This is a genomic window from Cryobacterium lyxosi, assembly GCF_004403345.1.
GTDB classification, from domain to species: domain Bacteria; phylum Actinomycetota; class Actinomycetes; order Actinomycetales; family Microbacteriaceae; genus Cryobacterium; species Cryobacterium lyxosi.
The window spans coordinates 131919-150910 of the sequence record NZ_SOGT01000015.1; the positions used below are offsets into that span (position 1 = coordinate 131919).

Here is an 18992-nt window from a genome sequence, read left to right on the forward strand (position 1 = left end):
GATGCGCAGGGCTACTTTCACCGACGCCGCCGTCAGCTACGCTGCCATCGGCGGCACGCTGGCGCCCGATCTGATGAGCTATCCGCCCAAGGGTTACCGCCCGATGGAACAGAGCGTGAAGCTGGGCAGTTCCCACGAACGGTTCGCAGCCGCGACCAAGTTGCTGATGACGTGGGGAATCCAGCGCGGCAGCGGTATGGAGGTGACCGATCTTGAGAACGGTACCGGCGTGCAGTACACCCCGGTCACCTTTCAAGCCGACGGCACCCCGGCAGTCGGGCAGCAGCATCCGGTCAATGAAGCGACTTTCGCAGACGACGGCACGCCATATATCGCCAACGGTATGACCGCGACATTGAAAATGAAGGTCTGGCTCTTCGCCGTGACCGCGCCGGTGCGCGTGGTCTACGTTATCGACGAGGCCGCCCGCATCGGGTTCGCGTACGGAACTCTGACCGGTCACCCCGAGAGCGGCGAGGAATCCTTCATCGTCGAACACCGGGACGACGACTCGGTCTGGCTGACCATCCGCTCCTTCTCACGGGCCAGCACCTGGTACTACCGCCTGGCCTGGCCGGTGCTGCGCTTTCAGCAGGCGAAATTCACCAAGCTGTACCTGCGGGCCCTGCATCCCGTCGGCGCGATCAAATAACGCGCAACAAATAACGCGCATCAAATAACGCGCATCAAATAACGCGCATCAAATAACGCGCATCAAATAACAAACGTACTGGAGCTCTATCCATGGCCGGACCCCACCCCGTCGGCGACCCAGCACCCGACGACGGACTCCTTCCCGCGTCAGCGGCCGTCAGTGCGGCCGAACGCGATTTCGGTGTGTACCTGCACGTGCCGTTCTGCCGGGTGCGCTGCGGCTACTGCGACTTCAATACCTATACGGCGACCGAACTACGCGGCGTCAAACAAAGCGACTATGCCAGCCAGGCCGTGCTCGAGGTCGATGCGGCCGCCCGCATCCTCACCGCGTCCGGCGTGCCGGCACGCGAAGTCGCCACGGTGTTCTTCGGGGGAGGTACGCCGACGCTACTGCCGGTGACCGACCTGACCCGCATGCTCGCTGCGGTGCGCGAGCAGTGGGGTCTGGCAGACGGCGCCGAGGTCACCACCGAAGCCAACCCAGACTCGGTCGACGCCGCCTACCTCGGTGCCCTCGCCGACGCTGGATTCACCCGGGTGTCGTTCGGCATGCAGTCTGCCGTGCCGCACGTGCTCGCCACGCTGGAGCGCACCCACGACCCCGAGCGGGTGCCGCTCGTCGTGGAGTGGGCCCGCGCCGCCGGGCTCGACGTGAGCCTCGACCTGATCTACGGCACGCCGGGGGAGTCCCTCGCGAATTGGCGCACGAGTCTCGAACAGGCGCTCAGCCTGCAGCCCGACCACCTGAGCGCCTATTCGCTCATCGTCGAAGACGGTACCAAGCTCGCCCGGCAGATTCGCCGCGGCGAGATCGCGCCGACCGACGACGACCAGCAGGCTGACTTCTACGAGCTGGCCGACGAACTTCTCGCTGCCGCCGGGTACGACTGGTACGAGGTCAGTAACTGGGCGACGAGCGACGCCCACAGATCCCGACACAACCTCGCCTACTGGACCGGCCAGGACTGGTGGGGCGTCGGCCCCGGCGCCCACAGCCACGTCGGCGGCGTGCGCTGGTGGAACGTCAAGCATCCGGCCGCCTACTCCGAACGGATGCTGGGCGGCCTGTCACCGGCCGCTGGTCGCGAGACGCTGGACGCGCCCACCCGCGAGCTCGAACGCATCCTCTTGCAGAGCCGGATCCGCACCGGAATCCCGGTCGCATCGCTGTCGGCGGCGGGGCGCGTCGAGGTGGCCGGTCTGATCGCCGACGAACTCATCAATGCCAGAGCCGCCCTGACCGGAACAGTGGAACTGACCCTACGCGGGCGACTTCTGGCCGACGCCGTGGTGCGGCGCCTCAGCGATTAGCTAAAGAATTTGATGGTGAGCGGGTAGGCGTAGCCCTGGCCGCGATTGGCTGCCAGCGCGGCCAGGATCGAGAAAATGATGCCGAGGGCGAAGGCGACCGGCAGAATCAGGTATCCGATCAGGATGCTCGTCAACGCGGTTGCCACCACATAAACGATCGTCAGGGTGATCTGAAAATTCAACGCCGTTGCGCTGTGCGCCCGAATGAACGGACCACGATCGCGCAGCATGAGGTAACCGATCAGACCGGGTAGAAAAACGAGCAGAATGCCGCCGACGTGAATCAAAGTCGCCCACATCTTCTCGTCCGCCGGGCTCATCGGCCGGCGAGGGATATTTTGCGAGTAAGGATTTTGCGGCGGGGTGGATTCATAGGGATTCGTGCGCGGATCGTTCTCGGACATGTGGTCTCCTGTTCGAGTAAGTTGAACTGGTCGTGGCGCTTCCGGCGCTTAGTCGCCGGAGCCACTCATACAGTCGTGCAGTGGCCACGCCTGCCCCCTCCAGACTAACCGTGCCAATGGTGAACTGACCGGAATCGACCACGGATATCGGTAGTTTCGGCCGTCCCGCGGCTTTTTCGACCTTCGGTTCACGATTGTTTGGGCCGTTCAAAGATTGTGACTGTGGATCGCTCATGATCGTCCCCTTCACCATACGTGTTGGGCAGAATACGCGTAATTAAACCCTCGCTTCGAACTGCTGGCAATGGGTCTGTTCAGGCAGCCGCGATATGATTAGCAGTCAGTGGATGCGAGTGCCAACGATGTGCTGGCAAACGTACCTTCCCGTGTGACCCTTAGAGCGCGCGGTGAGCGGCATCCGCAGAACTCAAGCTGGACCTCACGAATCAGGAAGGTGGGCGCAATGGTTTCCGACCGTGGCCTCGATGTGTTGCGCGTCATCGTGCAGGACTACGTTGCCTCTCGTGAACCCGTCGGCTCAAAATCCATCGTTGATCGCCACGCCTTCGGCGTCTCCGCTGCCACCATTCGTAACGACATGGCTCTCCTCGAAGAAGAAGACCTGATCGCAGCGCCGCACACCTCGTCGGGGCGCATCCCCACCGATAAGGGCTACCGAGTTTTCGTCGACCACCTCGCTGATCTGCGGCCACTCACGCCGGCGCAACGTCAAGCCATTGAAACCTTTCTGGGTCACGCCGCCGACCTTGACGAAGTGCTCGTGCGCAGTGTGCGACTGCTCTCCCAGCTCACTCATCAGGTCGCGCTCGTGCAGTATCCCTCTGTGTCTCGCGCCAAGGTACGGCACATCGAGTTCGTGCCCCTGACCGAGACGCGCATCCTGTCGGTGCTGATCACGGATTCCGGCGGGGTGGAACAGCGCGTGATCGATTTGCCGCGGGCGCTCGATGAGCAGACCCTCTTAGAAGTGCGCGCCCGACTCAATGTCGCTGTCGTTGGACTCGGCATGGCCGAGGCCAGAGCCGCCCTCGCCGCGAGCGTGTGGCCGGGCGCGCCGATGCTGCAACCGCTCATCGACCTCATCACGAGCACCCTCGCCGACCAAATCGGCGCCAACCGCCAAGATAAACTCGTCATGGCCGGGGCAGCGAACCTTGTGCGCACCGAGGAAGATTTCTCCGGCAGCATCTACCCGGTGCTCGAAGCCATCGAAGAGCAGGTGGTACTGCTGCGACTGTTCGGCGAGATGGAGACCGACCAACACGGAGTTTCGGTGAGCATTGGCCGGGAGAACGCGGCGTTCGGCCTGCCCGAGGCAAGCGTGTTGACCAGCGGCTACAGCGCGAACGGCAACCTCGCCCGCCTGGGCGTGCTTGGTCCCACGCGCATGGATTACTCCAATAACATGGCGGCGGTGCGCGCCGTCGCTCGCTATCTCTCCCGCCTGCTCGGCGAGACCTAAATCTGTTGCCGCCTCGGCGGCAGAGACCACATCACCAGAACCAGAATCATCATCATAAAAAACTCAAGGAGAGCCACCTTTGGCTGACCACTACGAAGCTCTCGGCGTTGACCGCGACGCAACCACCGACCAAATCAAAAAGGCCTATCGACGCCTTGCCCGTGAACTGCACCCCGACGTGAACCCCGGCGCTGAAGCGTCGGAACGGTTTAAAAGCATCACCCATGCTTACGACGTGCTGAGCGACGCGAAACAGCGTCAGAAATACGACCAGGGTGGCGGTCAGAACGGCGGGTTCGACGGCCAGAACTTCGGTAACTTCGGCGACATCTTCGAGACCTTCTTCGGCGGAGGAGGCGGCAGCAGCCGCGGCCCGCGGTCCCGCCGCGAACGCGGCCAGGACGCCCTTATCCGGGTTGAACTCGACCTCGATGAGGTCATCTTCGGCACGCACCGCGACCTCGAGGTCGACACCGCGATCGTTTGCGACACCTGCAAGGGTTCCTGCTGCGCCCCCGGTACATCACCGATCACCTGCGACATCTGCCACGGTACCGGCAGCATCCAGCGCGCCGTTCGGTCTCTGCTCGGCAACGTGATGACGTCGAGCCCGTGCGGCTCCTGCCGCGGTTACGGCACTATCATCGCGACGCCGTGCATGACCTGTTCCGGGCAGGGCCGCGTGCGCGCCCGGCGTACGGTTCCGGTGGACATTCCGGCCGGAGTCGACACCGGCCTGCGCCTGCAGATGCCCGGCAGCGGAGAGGCGGGTCCGGCCGCCGGTCCGAATGGTGACCTCTACCTCGAGATGAAGGTGCGCCACCACGACGTGTTCAGTCGCGACGGCGACGACCTCATGTGCTCGCTCGACGTGTCGATGACGAACGCAATTCTTGGCACCAACGTCACCGTGAAAGCGCTCGACGGTGATATCGAGGTGGAGATTCGCGCTGGTTCGCAAAGCTCAGAAGTGCTCACGATCAAGGATCGTGGTATCACCAAGCTGCGCGGCAGCGGGCGAGGCGACCTGAAGATCGGCATCCACGTGCTTACGCCCACCAAGCTCGACCACAAGGAACGCGACCTGATCGAGCAGTTCGCTGCCCGTTACGCCGCGCCTGCGCCGACCCTGAGCCAGTACCAGCAGGGCTTGTTCGCGAAGCTGCGCGACCGGTTCCTCGGCTGACGTGGCACATTTCTATCTGCAGGAAACGCTCCGGGCGGCGCAGTGTCGCCCGGGGGAGGTCGTTTCCGTTGATGGCGCCGAGGCACGGCACGCGGTCACGGTCAGCCGGGTTCGTCCCGGAGACCGGCTGCGCTTAGGCAATGGAGCCGGGTTGCTGGTGCAGGGGACGGTGCTGACAGCGGAGGCTACGGTGTTGACCCTGCGCGTGGATGACGCGAGCGAGACCGCGGTGGCGACGCCGCGCATCCGTCTGGTACAGGCCCTCGCCAAGGGTGATCGCGACGAGCTTGCCGTTCAAGCCGCCACCGAACTCGGTGTCGATGGCGTCATTCCCTGGGCCGCATCCCGTTCCATCACCAAATGGGAGGGCCCGAAGATAGCCAAAGGCCACGAACGCTGGGTCAGCATTGTGCGCGAGGCCAGCAAACAGTCCATTCGGGCCTGGTTGCCAGAGGTCGCGCCGCTCGCCAGCACCAAACAACTGGCCGTGCTCGCCGCCACCACACGGATGCTGCTGCTCGAGCCGACCGCGAGCGGTCGCCTCACCGAGGTGGCCGCGCCCACCGACGACCGCGACATTCTGCTCGTCGTTGGGCCCGAGGGTGGAATCTCCCCGGCCGAGCTACTTCTGCTGGAACAAGCCGGCGCGACCCAGGTACGCCTCGGTGACACCGTGCTCCGCACGTCGACCGCCGGTCCCGCTGCCCTCGCAATCCTCAATGCGACCTTCGGCCGCTGGTAGCGCCGCTTAAGATAGAGGCATGTCTTCTTCCGGTTTTGAACCGACCATTTTCAGCCGCATCATCGCGCGTGAGATTCCAGCGACGATCGTCGCCGAGACCGAACACATCATCGCGTTCCTCGACATTGCCCCGAAAGCTCCGGTGCACGTCGTCATCACCACCAAAGACCCGCAGTATCAGAACGTCGTCGAACTGGCCGCAGGCAACCCGGCCCTTTTGGCCGAACTCGTCTCGGTAGCCGAGCGCATCGCTGCCGAACGAACCAACGGGCAGTTCCGCCTCGTTTTCAACACCGGGGCGGCCGCCGGCCAGACCGTGTTCCACGTACACGCCCACGTGCTGGGCAGTCAGGAACCGACCGAATACCTTGGGGAGGACTCGCTTGGCGCCCTCTGAGCCCCACAACGCGAAATCCGGCAACTCCGCCGCCAGCGTCACCACCGAGTTGCGCTTCACCATCGATGGCGTTGCCATGGTGCGCCTGCTCGGGCCCGAAGATCGCTACCTGAGTACCATAGAGGCTGCCCACCCCAAGGTGGACGTGCACGTGCGCGGCAACGAGGTCACCCTGAGCGGCTCGGCTGGCGAGGTAGCGGCAGTGCGTCGGCTGATCGAGGAACTGCAGCTGGCACTGCGCACTGGCCATGATCTCGGCGAGGCCGAGGTCGCCACGTCAGCGCGGATGCTCGCTGCCGACAGTTCGGTGAGTCCATCCGCTCAACTGGGCGCTCCCATCCTCACAGCACGGAACAAGAGCATTCGGGCCAAGTCGATCGGGCAGAAGGACTATGTCGATGCGATCGACGACAACACGATCGTATTCGGTATCGGCCCGGCCGGAACGGGCAAGACCTATCTGGCCATGGCCAAAGCGGTGCGGGCGCTGCAGAACAAAGAGGTCGAGCGCATCATCCTGACTCGCCCGGCCGTGGAGGCTGGGGAAAGACTGGGTTTTCTGCCTGGCACCCTCACCGACAAGATCGACCCGTACCTGCGCCCGCTCTACGATGCGCTCGGTGAAATGCTCGACCCGGAGCTCATTCCCAAATTACTCGCTGCTGGCACGATCGAGGTGGCACCGCTGGCCTACATGCGCGGGCGCACCCTCAACGCGAGCTTTGTCGTGCTCGACGAAGCCCAGAACACCACGCCGGAGCAGATGAAGATGTTCCTGACCCGCCTGGGGTTCGGCTCGAAGATGGTCATCACCGGAGACGTCACCCAGATCGATCTGCCGGCCGGCACGAGCGGCCTGAAACTGGTCACGCGCGTGCTCGACGGGATCGACGATATCCACTTTGCGTACTTGACCAGCGCCGATGTCGTGCGGCACTCGCTTGTTGGGCGCATCGTCGATGCCTACACCGAGTACGACGCGCAGAAGCAGGCCCTTCGCCAAGAGACGGCTGAAGCCCGAGAATTTGCCACCCGTGGCCCCCAGCGCACGAGCGCTTCGGGCCGCACCCCGAAACGGAGTTCCAGTTGAGTATCGAAGTTAACAACGAGTCGGCTATCCCGGTCGATGAAGCCGCCATTTTGCGCCTCGCTGCCTTCGCGCTCGACACCATGCACGTGCACGCCGATGCCGAGCTGGCTATCGTGCTCGTCGATGAGGGCGCCATGGAACAGCTGCACGTGCAGTGGATGGATGAACCCGGCCCCACCGACGTGCTGAGCTTCCCGATGGACGAACTGCGCCCCGGTACGGAGGAGGAGGAAACCCCGCCGGGTCTGCTCGGTGACATCGTGCTCTGCCCGCAAGTCGCCAAGGAGCAGGCGGAAACCGCCGGCCACAGTACTCTCGATGAACTGCTGCTGCTCACCACCCACGGCGTGCTACACCTACTCGGCTTTGATCACGCGGAACCGGCCGAGGAGAAGGAGATGTTCGGTATTCAGCGCGATATCCTCATCGCTTTCGCCATGCAGGAACGACAACGCCACTGATGCACATCGTCTGGTTCATTTACCCGGCCGTGGTCCTGGTCGTTTTTGCCGGACTGATGGCCGCCGTTGACGCCGCGATCATGACTCAGTCCCGGGCGGACATCGCGAGCATGGTGGCGCATCATCGCGCCAAACGGTCGTTACAGGCCATCGCCGACGATGCCGGCGCGCACCTGAACGCGATCAATTTCATTCGGATCACCGCCGAGACCACAGCCGCCGTCCTGGTCACCCTGGTCTTCGCGACCACGATCGAGGCCGTGTGGCTCGCTTTGCTGCTGTCGGCGCTCATCATGACCTCGGTGTCGTTCGTGCTCGTCGGTGCCAGCCCGCGCAGCGTCGGACGGGCCCACCCGGTCGGCTTGCTGGCCGCGACTGCGTTGCTCGTGCACGTCGGACGCGTTCTGCTCGGACCCATCGCGAACGCCCTCGTCGCCCTCGGTAACCGGGTCACGCCCGGGCGCACCAAGCTCGCGACATTCACCTCCGAAGACCAGCTGCTCAGCATGGTGGACGAGGCAACCGAGCTTGATGTGATCGAAGAAGACGACCGCGAACTCATCCACTCCATCTTCGAGTTCAGTGAGACGGTCGTGCGTGAGGTGATGATTCCGCGCACCGACATGATCACCATCGACGCCGACGCCAGTATCGACGCGGCGATGGGCTTGTTCCTGAGCAGCGGCACGTCGCGCCTGCCCGTGTTGGATGGTGAGGTCGACGACGTCGCCGGCATTCTCTACCTTCGCGATGTGGCCCGACTGGTCTTCGAGCGGCCGATCAACGCGCTCCAGCTCACCGTGGCCGACCTGGCTCGGCCGGCCGTGTTCGTGCCGGAGTCGAAGAAGGCCGACGACATGCTGCGGCAGATGCAGTTGGAGTCCAATCACCTGGCCATGGTCGTCGACGAGTACGGTGGAATCGCCGGACTGCTCACCCTCGAAGACCTGATCGAGGAGCTCGTCGGCGACATTTCCGACGAGTACGACCGTGACGTGGTCGAGGTCGAAGACCTCGGTGATGGGCATTTTCGGGTGAGTGCTCGACTGCCGGTCGACGAACTGGGGGAGCTGTTCGATCTCGAACTCGACGATGACGACGTCGACTCGGTGGGTGGTCTGCTGGCCAAAGCCCTCGGGCGACTTCCCGTTGCCGGGTCGGTCGCTTCGGTCAGTGGGCTCAACCTCACCGCCGAGCGCACCGAAGGCCGCCGCAAGCGCATCAGCACCGTGCTGGTGGAGCGAGACCAGGCGTTGATCAATGCGCAAACAGCATTCCTCACGGTAACGAACAACAGCACAGTTTTTGATGATGAAGGAGAACGGTCATGACCGGAGCAACCGAGCCCCACCCGAGCGGGTACCGAGCAGGATTCGTCTCGTTCGTGGGACGTCCCAACGTGGGTAAGTCCACCCTGACAAACGCGCTGGTGGGCGAGAAAGTTGCGATCACCTCATCGAAGCCGCAAACCACCCGCCGCGCCATTCGCGGCATCGTGCACCAGAAGAATGGCCAGCTCATTCTGGTGGACACCCCCGGTATCCACCGTCCGCGCACCCTTCTCGGTGAACGACTCAACAGCCTCGTCACCGCGACCCTGGCCGGCGTCGACGTGATCGGTCTCTGCATCCCGGCCAACGAGCCGATCGGTCCGGGGGACAAATTCATCAACGAGCAACTGGATGCCTTCCCCCGTGCAAAAAAGGTCGCCATCGTCACCAAGATTGATGCGTCCTCCAAAACCAACGTCGCCAACCAGTTGCTCGCTGTTTCGCAGCTGCGGGACTGGGAGGCGATCGTTCCGATTTCCTCCACCAGCCGCATCCAGCTGGACATCCTCGCAACCGAACTACTGCGCCTGCTGCCGCACGCGGATGCCCCGCTTTACCCAGCCGACGCCGTCACGGACGAGACCCTTGAGTCGCGCATCTCGGAGTTCATTCGTGAGGCAGCCCTCGAGGGAGTCACCGACGAGCTGCCACACTCGATCGCCGTGACCATCGACGACATCATCGAGCGCGACGACCAGGAACTCGTCGAAATCTACGCCAACCTGTTCGTGGAACGGGACAGCCAGAAGGGCATCATCATCGGCAAGTCGGGCAGCCGGCTCAAGGACGTCGGTACCCGCGCGCGCAAGCAGATCGAGCCCCTTGTCGGTAAGCGCGTCTTTCTCTCGCTGCGTGTGAAAATCGCCAAGGAATGGCAGCGCGACCCGAAGCAGCTCGGGCGCCTCGGTTTCTAGCGCGCAAACTGGTCACTTTGGGTGCTGCCCGAAATCGTCATCTCGTCTTAGCAGCCTGACCAACCTGGCCACAACGTTCGAAAACCATGGTGCCGGTTACCCGGTCTTGGATCGGCCCCGTGAGGCTCGTTGCGACCGCTATCCCAAAACGCACGGCTAGTCAGGGTTGCCCGTTCGCGGCCTCCACTCTGGAAAGCCGTGTCCGTTGCAGCGGAGGCCTGTTCAGGCAGGTTGATTGTCAGGTCGTCGGCGACAGACCCCGACACCGCATGTTCAGGCAGTGCCGGCATCCTTGTCGGGTTGCTGTGTGACGCCGCAAATCGGGTTACACGTATGTATCGTTTTTTTTCGGTAACTGTGTTTTAGTGAGATCGTGAAGTGATAGCCCGGGCACCAATTCTCCCTGAGATCGAGGAGAGCAAACGATATGACCGAGACAATTGTTCTCGCAGTAAACGGCGGCACGGGAAGTCCCGCTGCGCTCGACTGGGTGATCGAGCGTGCCCGTACTACTCAGGTATCCCTGGAACTCACCACCGTTATTGATCTGGCCAGATTGCCGCCGACCATTACGAAGGACCGGGTTCTTCCCGCTTACGAGCAGATGTTGATGGATGCCGCGAATCGGGTGAGTCGCGACGCGCCCGCCGTGCAGGTGATGACGTCGGTACGACGAGGCGCGCCGCGCCATGAGCTGTTGATTTCCGCCGCGGATGCCGATCTGATGGTTATCGGTACGCGTGAGGCCGCAGGCTCCCTCTATGGAACATTGCGCCACCAGATCGCAGCGGGTGTGACCTGCCCCCTCGTTATCGTGCCCACAGATTGGACGCCTTGTAACGGTGCCATCGTCGTCGGCGTGGATGACGATGAAACCTCTCACCTTGCGGTGGACTTCGCCGCTCGGGAAGCTGAGCGGCTCGGCCGTGAACTGTCGGTCGTGCATGCGTGGCGCATCCCCACCCTGCTCGCTCTCGGATGGTTGAGCGCTGGTGCTAGTCCTTATGACGAGATACGGATGGCACACGCTGCAGTTTTGACAGGAGTGGTCAAACGGGTTCGCGCCGAGCATCCGACCGTGATGGTTCGAGACACCCTCGAACACGGATCTGCTGCTGTGGTCCTCACCAACGCGGCTGAGGACGCTGACATGGTCGTGGTGGGAACCCACGGACGGGGGATGATGACGGGGCTGTTACTCGGCTCGGTCGTTCACGACCTGCTGATCAGTATGCCGTGCCCGGTCGTGGTCATGCCGCACCTAGCCGACATACCTCCGCTCGTACCGAACGGCAACCTGGATAAATAGCAACTCCGCCGGAGCGGTTGGGTCGACGTATCGAATTCCTAGATCATTCACCCGGGTTTCGACGCGAGGCCCCTACGAGACGGTGCTTTCATGAGCGTTACATCCCAGACGGAGACGCTTTTGCGGGCGCATGATCCCTATGCGCGCCCGGTAGAAAAGGTTCTCGCGGATCTCGACTCGACGCCGCAGGGCTTGAGCGTCAGCGCTGCAGAGAAACGGCTGGCCGCCTATGGTGTGAACCTGCTGGCTGCCCCACCGACCAAAAATCCGGTTCTACGGTTTCTGGCTCACTTCAACGACGTGCTCATTTACGTGTTGCTGGCCGCTGCCGTGCTGAAGTCGATCTTTGGCGATTGGATCGATGCCTCGGTCATTTTCGCCGTAGCGGTGATCAACGCGGTGATTGGTTTCCTGCAGGAGGGCCGGGCTGAGAAGGCGCTGGACGGTATCCGCCGGATGCTGTCCTTGCACGCGTATGTTCGCCGCGATGGTGTGTGGGTTGACGTCGATGCGGAAGCGCTCGTGCCCGGCGATATTGTGCGGGTTAAATCCGGGGACAAGGTGCCCGCCGATGCGCGACTGATCGAGGCAACGACACTGCGTGTGGAGGAGTCTGCGCTCACGGGCGAGTCGGTTCCTACTGAAAAGAAGACCAGCCCGGTCCTTGCTGATTCGGGAATTGGTGACCGGCACAGCATGCTCTACTCGGGCACAATCGTTACCACCGGTCGGGGAATCGGCGTCGTCACCGGCACCGGTGTCGACACGGAGATCGGCCGTATCCAGTCCATGCTCACCGGGGTGCACAGCCTCGCTACGCCACTAACTCGGCAGTTGGACTCGTTCGGCAAGAAGATAACACTGCTCATTCTGGGCGTAGCCGGCATCATGCTCGTGATCGGGCGTCTGCTGCACGATCAAAACGCCAATGATCTGCTGTCGGCAGCTATCGGGTTCGCGGTAGCGGCTATTCCCGAGGGCCTGCCGGCTCTTGTCACTATCACCTTGGCCCTCGGTGTACAGCAGATGGCGAAACGTCGAGCCATCGTGCGCAAACTCACCGCGGTCGAAACGCTCGGCTCGGTCACCACCGTCTGCTCCGACAAGACCGGCACACTCACCCGCAACGAGATGACGGTGCGAAGCGCCGTCACCCGAGCCGCTCACTACCGCGTCACCGGCATCGGTTACGAGCCCGTCGGCACGGTCAGTGTCGATGACGAACCCGCCTCGCTCGATACCCGTCCCGACTTGACCGAACTCGTCACCGTCATGGCTCTCTGCAACGATGCCTGTGTTACCGAGGCGGACGGCCACTGGAGCGTTGTCGGTGAACCGACCGAGGGCGCACTGCGAACTCTCGCCCTCAAGACCAACTTTGATGCCGCCGGCTGGAAACGAATGGCGGTCATACCGTTTGAGTCCGACAACAAATTCATGGCCACGCTCGATAAGGGCCCCGACGGGAAGGTGCAGATTCTTCTCAAGGGGGCCCCGGGAGAAGTGCTCGAGCGAAGTAGTCTGCAGCTCGGTGCTGACGGAAACCTAGAACCGATCGATGCGGCTTTCTGGGATACCTGTGTCGATGATCTCAGCGCGCAGGGCCTGCGTGTGCTTGCCGCCGCACGCGGCGCCGCAACCGACGGGATGGTCGATTTAAACATCGAAGATATTGGCAACGGAATGCTGTTTCTTGGTGTGGTCGGCATCGTCGACCCGCCCCGGCCAGAGGCGATCACAGCGATCACGACCATGCATGCTGCTGGTATTCGGGTAAAGATGATCACTGGCGACCATGCGGGCACTGCGCGCGCCATCAGCCGTGAGATGGGCATCACCCCCGAGGCGAACGCGCGGGTGATTACCGGCGCCGAACTGCAAGCGATGAGCCAGGACCAGCTCATTCGGGTCGTGCGCGACGTCGACGTGTACGCCCGCACCAGCCCTGAACACAAGCTACGCATCGTCAAGGCTTTACAAGCCCATAAGGAGGTCGTCGCGATGACGGGCGACGGCGTCAACGATGCCCCCGCGCTTACCCGCTCCGACGTCGGGGTCGCAATGGGGATCAAAGGAACAGAGGCGACCAAAGAGGCCGCAGATATCGTTCTCGCCGACGACAACTTCGCGACCATCGAGCGGGCCATTGAAGAAGGGCGCCGCATCCGTGACAACCTGCAGAAGTCGATCGTTTTTTTATTGCCCACCACTGCCGCACAATCATTGGTCATCCTCGTCGCCGTGCTCTTCGGATTCACCTTGCCTCTTCAGCCAGCGCAAATCCTCTGGGTCAACTTGATCACTGCCGTCACCCTCTCGCTCGCCCTTGCCTATGAACCCGCCGAGCCCGGCATAATGCTGCGTCAGCCCCGCAAACCCGGTGGATCCCTCATCGGGCAGGCGTACCTGGGCCGCATCCTCTGGGTGGCTTTGCTCATCAGTGGTGCCACTATCGCGGTTTTCTTCCTGGAGCTTTTCATTGGGTCACCTCTTGGGCGAGCGCAAACCACCGCGGTGACCATGCTCACTCTCGGCCAAGTCGTTTTTCTTTTCAACTCGCGTTTTTTGCATGCGTCCAGTTTGAATTTTGCCGTGTTACGCGGTAACCCGGCGATCTGGATCTCGACGGGTGCGCTTCTGATACTGCAACTCATGTTCGTGTACACCCCCTTCATGAACCTCTGGTTCCGGTCCGCGCCAATCGGTGTGCGCGAGTGGGGGTACACCCTCGGCCTGGCTGCTGCGATATTCCTGTTCGTCGAACTGGGCAAGGCGATCGAACGGGTGCAGGCGCGGCGTTAGGCGTCTCCGGCCCGCTAGAGATAATGCCGTGCCGCGCAGCTGTGGCGTCTGGCAGGCCGAACCTCAAACTGGATACGTGTTCGCCGCGCTTGTTTCCACGTTCACGTGGCTGGCAGTTGGGTGCAAGCCGACCGGTCACAGCGCCTTCTGCCGAGCCGCCGGGACCAGGTCCGGAGTGAGTGACGTGAAACAGGCACCGGTCCCTGGTTCGCGTCTCACTGGTGCAAAGACCTTCCCGTGACTAAACCGTCGTGGCGTCTTCGATTTCGCCGATGAGTTCCTCGATGATGTCTTCGAGGAATAAAACTCCGGTGGCGACGCCGTCCGCGTCGAAGGACGTGGCCACGTGCGCTCCGAGGCGGCGCATGGCTGCCAGGGCATCCTCTAACTCGCTGTCCCGAAAGACGGATGCCAGGCGGCGGATGCGTTTGCCGGGAACGGGCCGGGTGAACGCGTTTCCGTCGGTGAGGTCCATCACATCCTTGAGGTGCAGGTATCCGGTGGGTTGCCCGTCCTTGTCGGTAAGGATATAGCGGGAGTATCCGTGCTGGGCGACAGCTTGTTGAATCTCGGACGGAGACGCCAAGGCCGGAAGATGAACCATCGAGGACAGGGGCACCTCCACGTCGGAGACGCGTTTCGAGGTGAACTCGAACGCAGCCGAGAGGGTGCCCGAAGCATCCTTCAGCATTCCTTCGCGTGTGGACTCTTCCACGATGCCGGCAACCTCGTCGAGGGTGAACGCACTGGTCGCCTCATTCTTGGGCTGCACTTTGAACAGGCGCAGCACCCCGTTCGCCAACCAGTTCAAGCTGCCGATCACGGGGCTGAAGATGCGGGCGACGAGCACCAGCGGCGGCGCCAGGATGAGCGCTGCACGGTCGGGAACGGAGAAGGAAATGTTCTTGGGAATCATCTCGCCAAATACCACGTGCAGGAAGGTCACCAGCGCCAAAGCGATACCAAAAGCGATCACGCTGATCGCGGCGTCGGAGAGTCCGGTCACGGCGAGCGGGTACTCCAACAGGCCGTGAATGGCCGGTTCGGACACGTTCAGAATCAGCAGCGAGCACACGGTGATGCCGAGTTGGCTGGTGGCCAGCATTAGAGTTGCGTGTTCCATCGCCCACAGGGTGGTCTTCGCGGCCTTGCTGCCGCGTTCGGCGAGCGGTTCGATCTGCGAGCGGCGGGCCGAGATCACGGCGAACTCGGCGCCGACGAAGAATGCATTGACGATCAACAGCACGACGAGCCAGATCAGGCCCGGCCAGTACTCACTCATGGGTTAGGTCCTTCTGGATCTGGTTGACGATTCGGTCGTGTCTGGTGGCCAGACTCGGGTCGTGCTCCAAGTCGGACGGGGTGTAGCGCACGCGTTGAACCTGCACGCCATCCACCCGGTCGATCCGCAAGAGCCCTCCATTGATAGGGACCTCGTCGCCCACCTCGGGAATACGGTCGAGCTGGTCGGCGATGAACCCGGCAACGGTTTCGTAGTCGCCGTCGTCGGGAACGGTGACACCGGCACGGTCGAACAGTTCGTCCGGCCGCCAGCTGGCGTCGAACACCACGGACCGCCCCGAGCGGATGACGCCAGTTTTCGCTCGATCATGCTCGTCTTCCAGCTCGCCCACGAGTTCTTCGACGAGGTCTTCCAGCGTGACGATGCCCGCCGTTCCGCCGTATTCGTCAGCGACGACAGCGATCTGGAAGCCCTGCTTACGCAGCAGAGCCAGGAGAGTGTCCACGGCCATCGACTCGGGCACACGCAGCGCATCCACCTTGAGCTCGTTCGCAGTAATCTGCCCGCGGCGGTCAAGATCGACCGCGAAGGCCTGCTTGACGTGTAGGACCCCGACGATGTCGTCGGAGTTTTTATCGATGACCGGAAAACGCGAGTAGCCGGTGGCCGTGGAGAGCCGCACGATACTCTCGGCCGTATCAGCGACCTGCACGGAGGCCATCCGCACCCGAGGTGTCATGACGTCGGCGACCGTGTGATCGGCGAACCGGAGCGTGCGGTGCAGCATCGCCGCGTGATCGGTGTCGAGCACGCCCTCCAGGGCCGACCGCCGCACCAAAAAGCTGAGCTCTTCCGCGGTTCGCGCCCCTGATAGTTCTTCCTTGGGCTCGATGCCCACCAGACGGATCAGTCCGTTGGCGGTGTTGTTGAACAGCAAGATGATGGGTTTGAACATCGCGGTGAACAGTGCTTGCGGGGGCACGACGATTTTGGCCGTGGCCAACGGCACGGCTAAAGCAAAGTTCTTCGGCACGAGCTCGCCGATCACCATGGAGAACAGCGTCGCCACCGAAATGGCGATGATGGAGCCGAGCACGGGGATCAGGCCGTCGGGTACACCGACTCCCGCCAATGGCTCGGTCAGCAATGATGTGATTGCGGGCTCGAACGTGAACCCGGTCAGCAGTGTTGTCAGGGTGATGCCCAGTTGCGCACTCGACAGGTGCGTCGACGTGATCTTCAGCGCCTTGATGGTCGGTCCGAGGCGCTTTTCGCCGCGGTCCTGACGGGCCTCAAGGTCGTTGCGGTTCAACGTGACAAGAGAAAACTCGGCCGCAACAAAGACACCCGTACCCACGGTCAGAAGCAGGCCTACCCCTACCATCGCCCACTCAAACAGCATGTGGCCCCCTCAAAATTGGAGACGTTGTGCGAGGAAACGATGAAAGGGGCGAGGGTTTATCGGGGTCCATTGTGTTCACCAGAGTACCAAAGGCACTCGGAGCAGGCTGAGAAAAGTACCGCAGCCATCCGTTAGGCGCCGATTCGACACCCCGGCGGCCACCGCCACGCCCGGGCCCACAAACACTTGCAAACGGAACCTCGGCGCTCAGCCGTCGAATGGTACAACCGTGCCGCTGACTTCCACTGCAACATGGTTCCCTGCGTTACTGAGAGGGCGATGGTTCCGTTAGACCGATCCGCGAAAATGCCCGGTGAAGGAGGGGCGGATACGAGACGGACCGGTGGCGATTTCATATGCGATATGGCCGACGGTCACATGCAGGCTGGCTGCGCACTTGAGCGATTCATCCAGCACGACTCAAGCCTGGATCACAACGTCACCACGTTGGAGAAGAGCAATCGCGTCATGGTCTCCAGGAGACAGACGGGCCGTCGCACTCAGACTTGGATTTTCGTGACCTCCACCAGAACGACAGCATTCGCCCGACACCTCGGATGGCGGCGCGCCGTCGCGGAAATTTTACGTCCGCTGAAAGTGACTACCGCCGCAGCGAAGTATGTCGGTTGCAATCCGGTCGATTCCCGATGTGTCTCGTAACCAAAGCGTCTTGTGACACAGGGGGTATGAGACCCGCGCGTTGCGAGACGCTTCGGGAGCACATCTGCACCCGGTGATCTCCGGTGAAAACCACGCTTCTGGTATCGTCTCTTGGGTGAATGCACGCTGTGTTCATGCGTCACGGGACGACCTCGGATGCCGCGGTTTGTAGGGGGACGGCCTCCGATTAAGGCAGGCTCATGCCCATCAAGCGCCATGCGCATTCTCACACCCCGACCGAGGTCCGCTCGAACGATGGATGGCGGGTGTTGCTGAGCCGATCAACGACGATGACCCTCGCGATCGCATGGCTGGTCTCGATCGGCGTGCTGACAGTCGGCCATGATCTTGTCGCCCACCCGCCGAGTGTGGCAGTCGCGGTGGGCGTGTTCCTGATCATCCTCGCGGCGATCATGGTCGCCGCGTTCGGAGTCGTCCACCAGGCTGAGGCGCTGGCCCGCAAGCTGGGAGAACCATTCGGTACGTTGGTTCTGACCTTGACCGTCGTCATCATTGAAGTCGTCCTCATTTCCTCGGTCATGCTTGGGCCGTCGGGATCGTCGACGATCGCACGCGACTCGGTGTTCGCCGTCATGATGATCATCATCAACGGAGTGATGGGTCTGTCCCTGCTCCTCGGCGGCATGAAGCACGGCCCGCAGCGCTACAACATGGAAGGCGCGTCGGTCTACGTTGCGATGATCGCCGTGTTGTCGCTGTGCACGCTCGTGCTGCCAAACTTTACGGTGTCAACGTCCAATGGGAGTCTGGTGCCCGCGCAGGCCATCGCCGTCTCGGTGCTGGCGGCGGCACTCTACGGGTTCTTCATCTACTTGCAGACGGGGAAGAGTCGGGCGTTGTTCACGCAGCCCAGTCACGCCCAGGCGATCTTTGGAAGCGTCACCACCGCCGATATTCCAAAACCCCGCCCCGACTCTCGTTTGGCCACTGTCGTCGGCGTGGGCAGGGGCGAGCTGGTTCGGCGGGTCCTCCTGCTGGTCGGTACCGTCCTGCCGATCGTGCTGCTCTCCCACGACCTGGGGATCCTGGTCGAGGCCGGTATCGCGGCCACGGGCGCTCCAGTCGCGTTGGGCGGGGTGATCATCGCGATCATCGTCTTCACGCCAGAGGCGATGACGGCAGTTCGGGCGGCGCTGGCTGACGAGGGCCAACGTACCCTCAACCTCGGACTCGGGGCGTTCGTGTCCACGGTCGGGCTCACCATCCCGACCGTACTGATCATCGGCTTAGCGACAGGCCAAGAAGTCATTCTTGGAGAATCGAGCGCAAACATGGTGCTCATCGCAGTGACACTGGCAGCAAGCATCATCACCTATTTCTCGCCGCGTACCACTGCCCTCCACGGCGCTGTCCACCTGGTGTTGTTCGGCATGTTCGCCGTACTGCTCTTTGCCCCATGACTCTCTTTGCCCCATAACTCCGCGATCTCAGTCGAGCGAAATTCCCGACACCATCGGGATGGAAGCCGGGCGACACGATGATCACGCCCGGCATCTGTGCTCCCAGTTGTGCAGGCACCTCACGCAGGTCAGCCTGCACGTACGGCACTCCGAGCACCGTGAGCAGGTCGAATCGTTCG

Annotated in this window: 16 protein-coding genes; 13 read left to right on the plus strand and 3 right to left on the minus strand. The window is 62.5% G+C overall.

Features of this window, described 5'->3' with window-relative positions; translation table 11 throughout:
- Window position 1 precedes the first annotated feature (1 nt).
- On the plus strand, window positions 2-652 hold the full coding sequence (locus E3T27_RS14105) for a DUF1990 family protein (RefSeq protein ID WP_134573462.1): 651 nt from the start codon (window positions 2-4) through the stop codon (window positions 650-652).
- A gap of 92 nt (window positions 653-744) precedes the next feature.
- On the plus strand, window positions 745-1968 hold the full coding sequence (gene hemW / locus E3T27_RS14110; protein WP_134573464.1) for a radical SAM family heme chaperone HemW: 1224 nt from the start codon (window positions 745-747) through the stop codon (window positions 1966-1968).
- Here the strand turns inward: hemW and E3T27_RS14115 are convergent.
- Window positions 1965-2372: a DUF4870 domain-containing protein gene (locus tag E3T27_RS14115; protein WP_233200617.1), complete on the minus strand. Its 408-nt coding sequence runs from the start codon at window positions 2370-2372 to the stop codon at window positions 1965-1967. The genes hemW and E3T27_RS14115 overlap by 4 nt on opposite strands.
- Before the next feature lie 463 nt (window positions 2373-2835).
- On the opposite strand from E3T27_RS14115, the gene hrcA reads away from it, so the two are divergent.
- From hrcA to E3T27_RS14165, 10 genes are all read left to right on the plus strand, one after another.
- On the plus strand, window positions 2836-3855 hold the full coding sequence (gene hrcA, locus E3T27_RS14120) for a heat-inducible transcriptional repressor HrcA (protein WP_134573466.1): 1020 nt from the start codon (window positions 2836-2838) through the stop codon (window positions 3853-3855).
- Between the two features lie 79 nt (window positions 3856-3934).
- On the plus strand, window positions 3935-5041 hold the full coding sequence (dnaJ, locus tag E3T27_RS14125; protein ID WP_104196347.1) for a molecular chaperone DnaJ: 1107 nt from the start codon (window positions 3935-3937) through the stop codon (window positions 5039-5041).
- A gap of 1 nt (window position 5042) precedes the next feature.
- Window positions 5043-5783 carry a 16S rRNA (uracil(1498)-N(3))-methyltransferase gene (locus E3T27_RS14130; protein ID WP_104196346.1) on the plus strand — a complete coding sequence of 247 codons (741 nt, stop codon included), beginning with the start codon at window positions 5043-5045 and terminating at the stop codon, window positions 5781-5783.
- Window positions 5784-5802: 19 nt separating this feature from the next.
- Window positions 5803-6180, plus strand: a complete 378-nt coding sequence (locus tag E3T27_RS14135; protein WP_134573468.1) for an HIT domain-containing protein — start codon at window positions 5803-5805, stop codon at window positions 6178-6180.
- Window positions 6167-7270 carry a PhoH family protein gene (locus E3T27_RS14140; protein WP_369831127.1) on the plus strand — a complete coding sequence of 368 codons (1104 nt, stop codon included), beginning with the start codon at window positions 6167-6169 and terminating at the stop codon, window positions 7268-7270. Before E3T27_RS14135 ends, E3T27_RS14140 begins: the two co-directional genes overlap by 14 nt.
- Window positions 7267-7731 carry an rRNA maturation RNase YbeY gene (gene ybeY, locus E3T27_RS14145; protein WP_134548775.1) on the plus strand — a complete coding sequence of 155 codons (465 nt, stop codon included), beginning with the start codon at window positions 7267-7269 and terminating at the stop codon, window positions 7729-7731. The genes E3T27_RS14140 and ybeY overlap by 4 nt, the downstream gene beginning before the upstream one ends.
- Window positions 7731-9062 (plus strand): hemolysin family protein, encoded by a 1332-nt coding sequence (locus E3T27_RS14150; protein ID WP_174722226.1) that lies wholly within the window; start codon window positions 7731-7733, stop codon window positions 9060-9062. The genes ybeY and E3T27_RS14150 overlap by 1 nt, the downstream gene beginning before the upstream one ends.
- A complete protein-coding gene (gene era / locus E3T27_RS14155) occupies window positions 9059-9976 on the plus strand; it encodes a GTPase Era (protein ID WP_134573470.1) in 918 nt (305 codons plus the stop codon). Before E3T27_RS14150 ends, era begins: the two co-directional genes overlap by 4 nt.
- A gap of 427 nt (window positions 9977-10403) precedes the next feature.
- On the plus strand, window positions 10404-11285 hold the full coding sequence (locus tag E3T27_RS14160) for a universal stress protein (protein WP_134573472.1): 882 nt from the start codon (window positions 10404-10406) through the stop codon (window positions 11283-11285).
- 90 nt (window positions 11286-11375) lie between these two features.
- Complete coding sequence (locus tag E3T27_RS14165; RefSeq protein WP_134573474.1) at window positions 11376-14087, plus strand: cation-translocating P-type ATPase; 2712 nt, start codon at window positions 11376-11378, stop codon at window positions 14085-14087.
- Between the two features lie 241 nt (window positions 14088-14328).
- On the opposite strand, the gene E3T27_RS14170 is transcribed toward E3T27_RS14165, so the two are convergent.
- Complete coding sequence (locus E3T27_RS14170; protein WP_104196339.1) at window positions 14329-15369, minus strand: hemolysin family protein; 1041 nt, start codon at window positions 15367-15369, stop codon at window positions 14329-14331.
- A complete protein-coding gene (locus E3T27_RS14175) occupies window positions 15362-16729 on the minus strand; it encodes a hemolysin family protein (protein ID WP_134573699.1) in 1368 nt (455 codons plus the stop codon). Before E3T27_RS14175 ends, E3T27_RS14170 begins: the two co-directional genes overlap by 8 nt.
- 863 nt (window positions 16730-17592) lie before the next feature.
- Between E3T27_RS14175 and E3T27_RS14180 the strand changes: the two genes are divergently transcribed.
- Window positions 17593-18813: a calcium:cation antiporter gene (locus E3T27_RS14180; RefSeq protein WP_134573475.1), complete on the plus strand. Its 1221-nt coding sequence runs from the start codon at window positions 17593-17595 to the stop codon at window positions 18811-18813.
- Window positions 18814-18992 lie beyond the last annotated feature (179 nt).

Excerpts from the sequence above, each read along its gene's own strand:
- E3T27_RS14160 (WP_134573472.1), top strand. The coding sequence starts at position 10,404 with ATGACCGAGACAATTGTTCTCGCAGTAAACGGCGGCACGGGAAGTCCC.
- E3T27_RS14135 (WP_134573468.1), top strand. The coding sequence starts at position 5,803 with ATGTCTTCTTCCGGTTTTGAACCGACCATTTTCAGCCGCATCATCGCG.
- E3T27_RS14115 (WP_233200617.1), bottom strand. The coding sequence starts at position 2,372 with ATGTCCGAGAACGATCCGCGCACGAATCCCTATGAATCCACCCCGCCG.
- hrcA (WP_134573466.1), top strand. The coding sequence starts at position 2,836 with ATGGTTTCCGACCGTGGCCTCGATGTGTTGCGCGTCATCGTGCAGGAC.
- E3T27_RS14180 (WP_134573475.1), top strand. The coding sequence starts at position 17,593 with ATGCCCATCAAGCGCCATGCGCATTCTCACACCCCGACCGAGGTCCGC.
- hemW (WP_134573464.1), top strand. The coding sequence starts at position 745 with ATGGCCGGACCCCACCCCGTCGGCGACCCAGCACCCGACGACGGACTC.
- era (WP_134573470.1), top strand. The coding sequence starts at position 9,059 with ATGACCGGAGCAACCGAGCCCCACCCGAGCGGGTACCGAGCAGGATTC.
- E3T27_RS14105 (WP_134573462.1), top strand. The coding sequence starts at position 2 with ATGCGCAGGGCTACTTTCACCGACGCCGCCGTCAGCTACGCTGCCATC.
- E3T27_RS14150 (WP_174722226.1), top strand. The coding sequence starts at position 7,731 with ATGCACATCGTCTGGTTCATTTACCCGGCCGTGGTCCTGGTCGTTTTT.
- E3T27_RS14165 (WP_134573474.1), top strand. The coding sequence starts at position 11,376 with ATGAGCGTTACATCCCAGACGGAGACGCTTTTGCGGGCGCATGATCCC.
- E3T27_RS14170 (WP_104196339.1), bottom strand. The coding sequence starts at position 15,369 with ATGAGTGAGTACTGGCCGGGCCTGATCTGGCTCGTCGTGCTGTTGATC.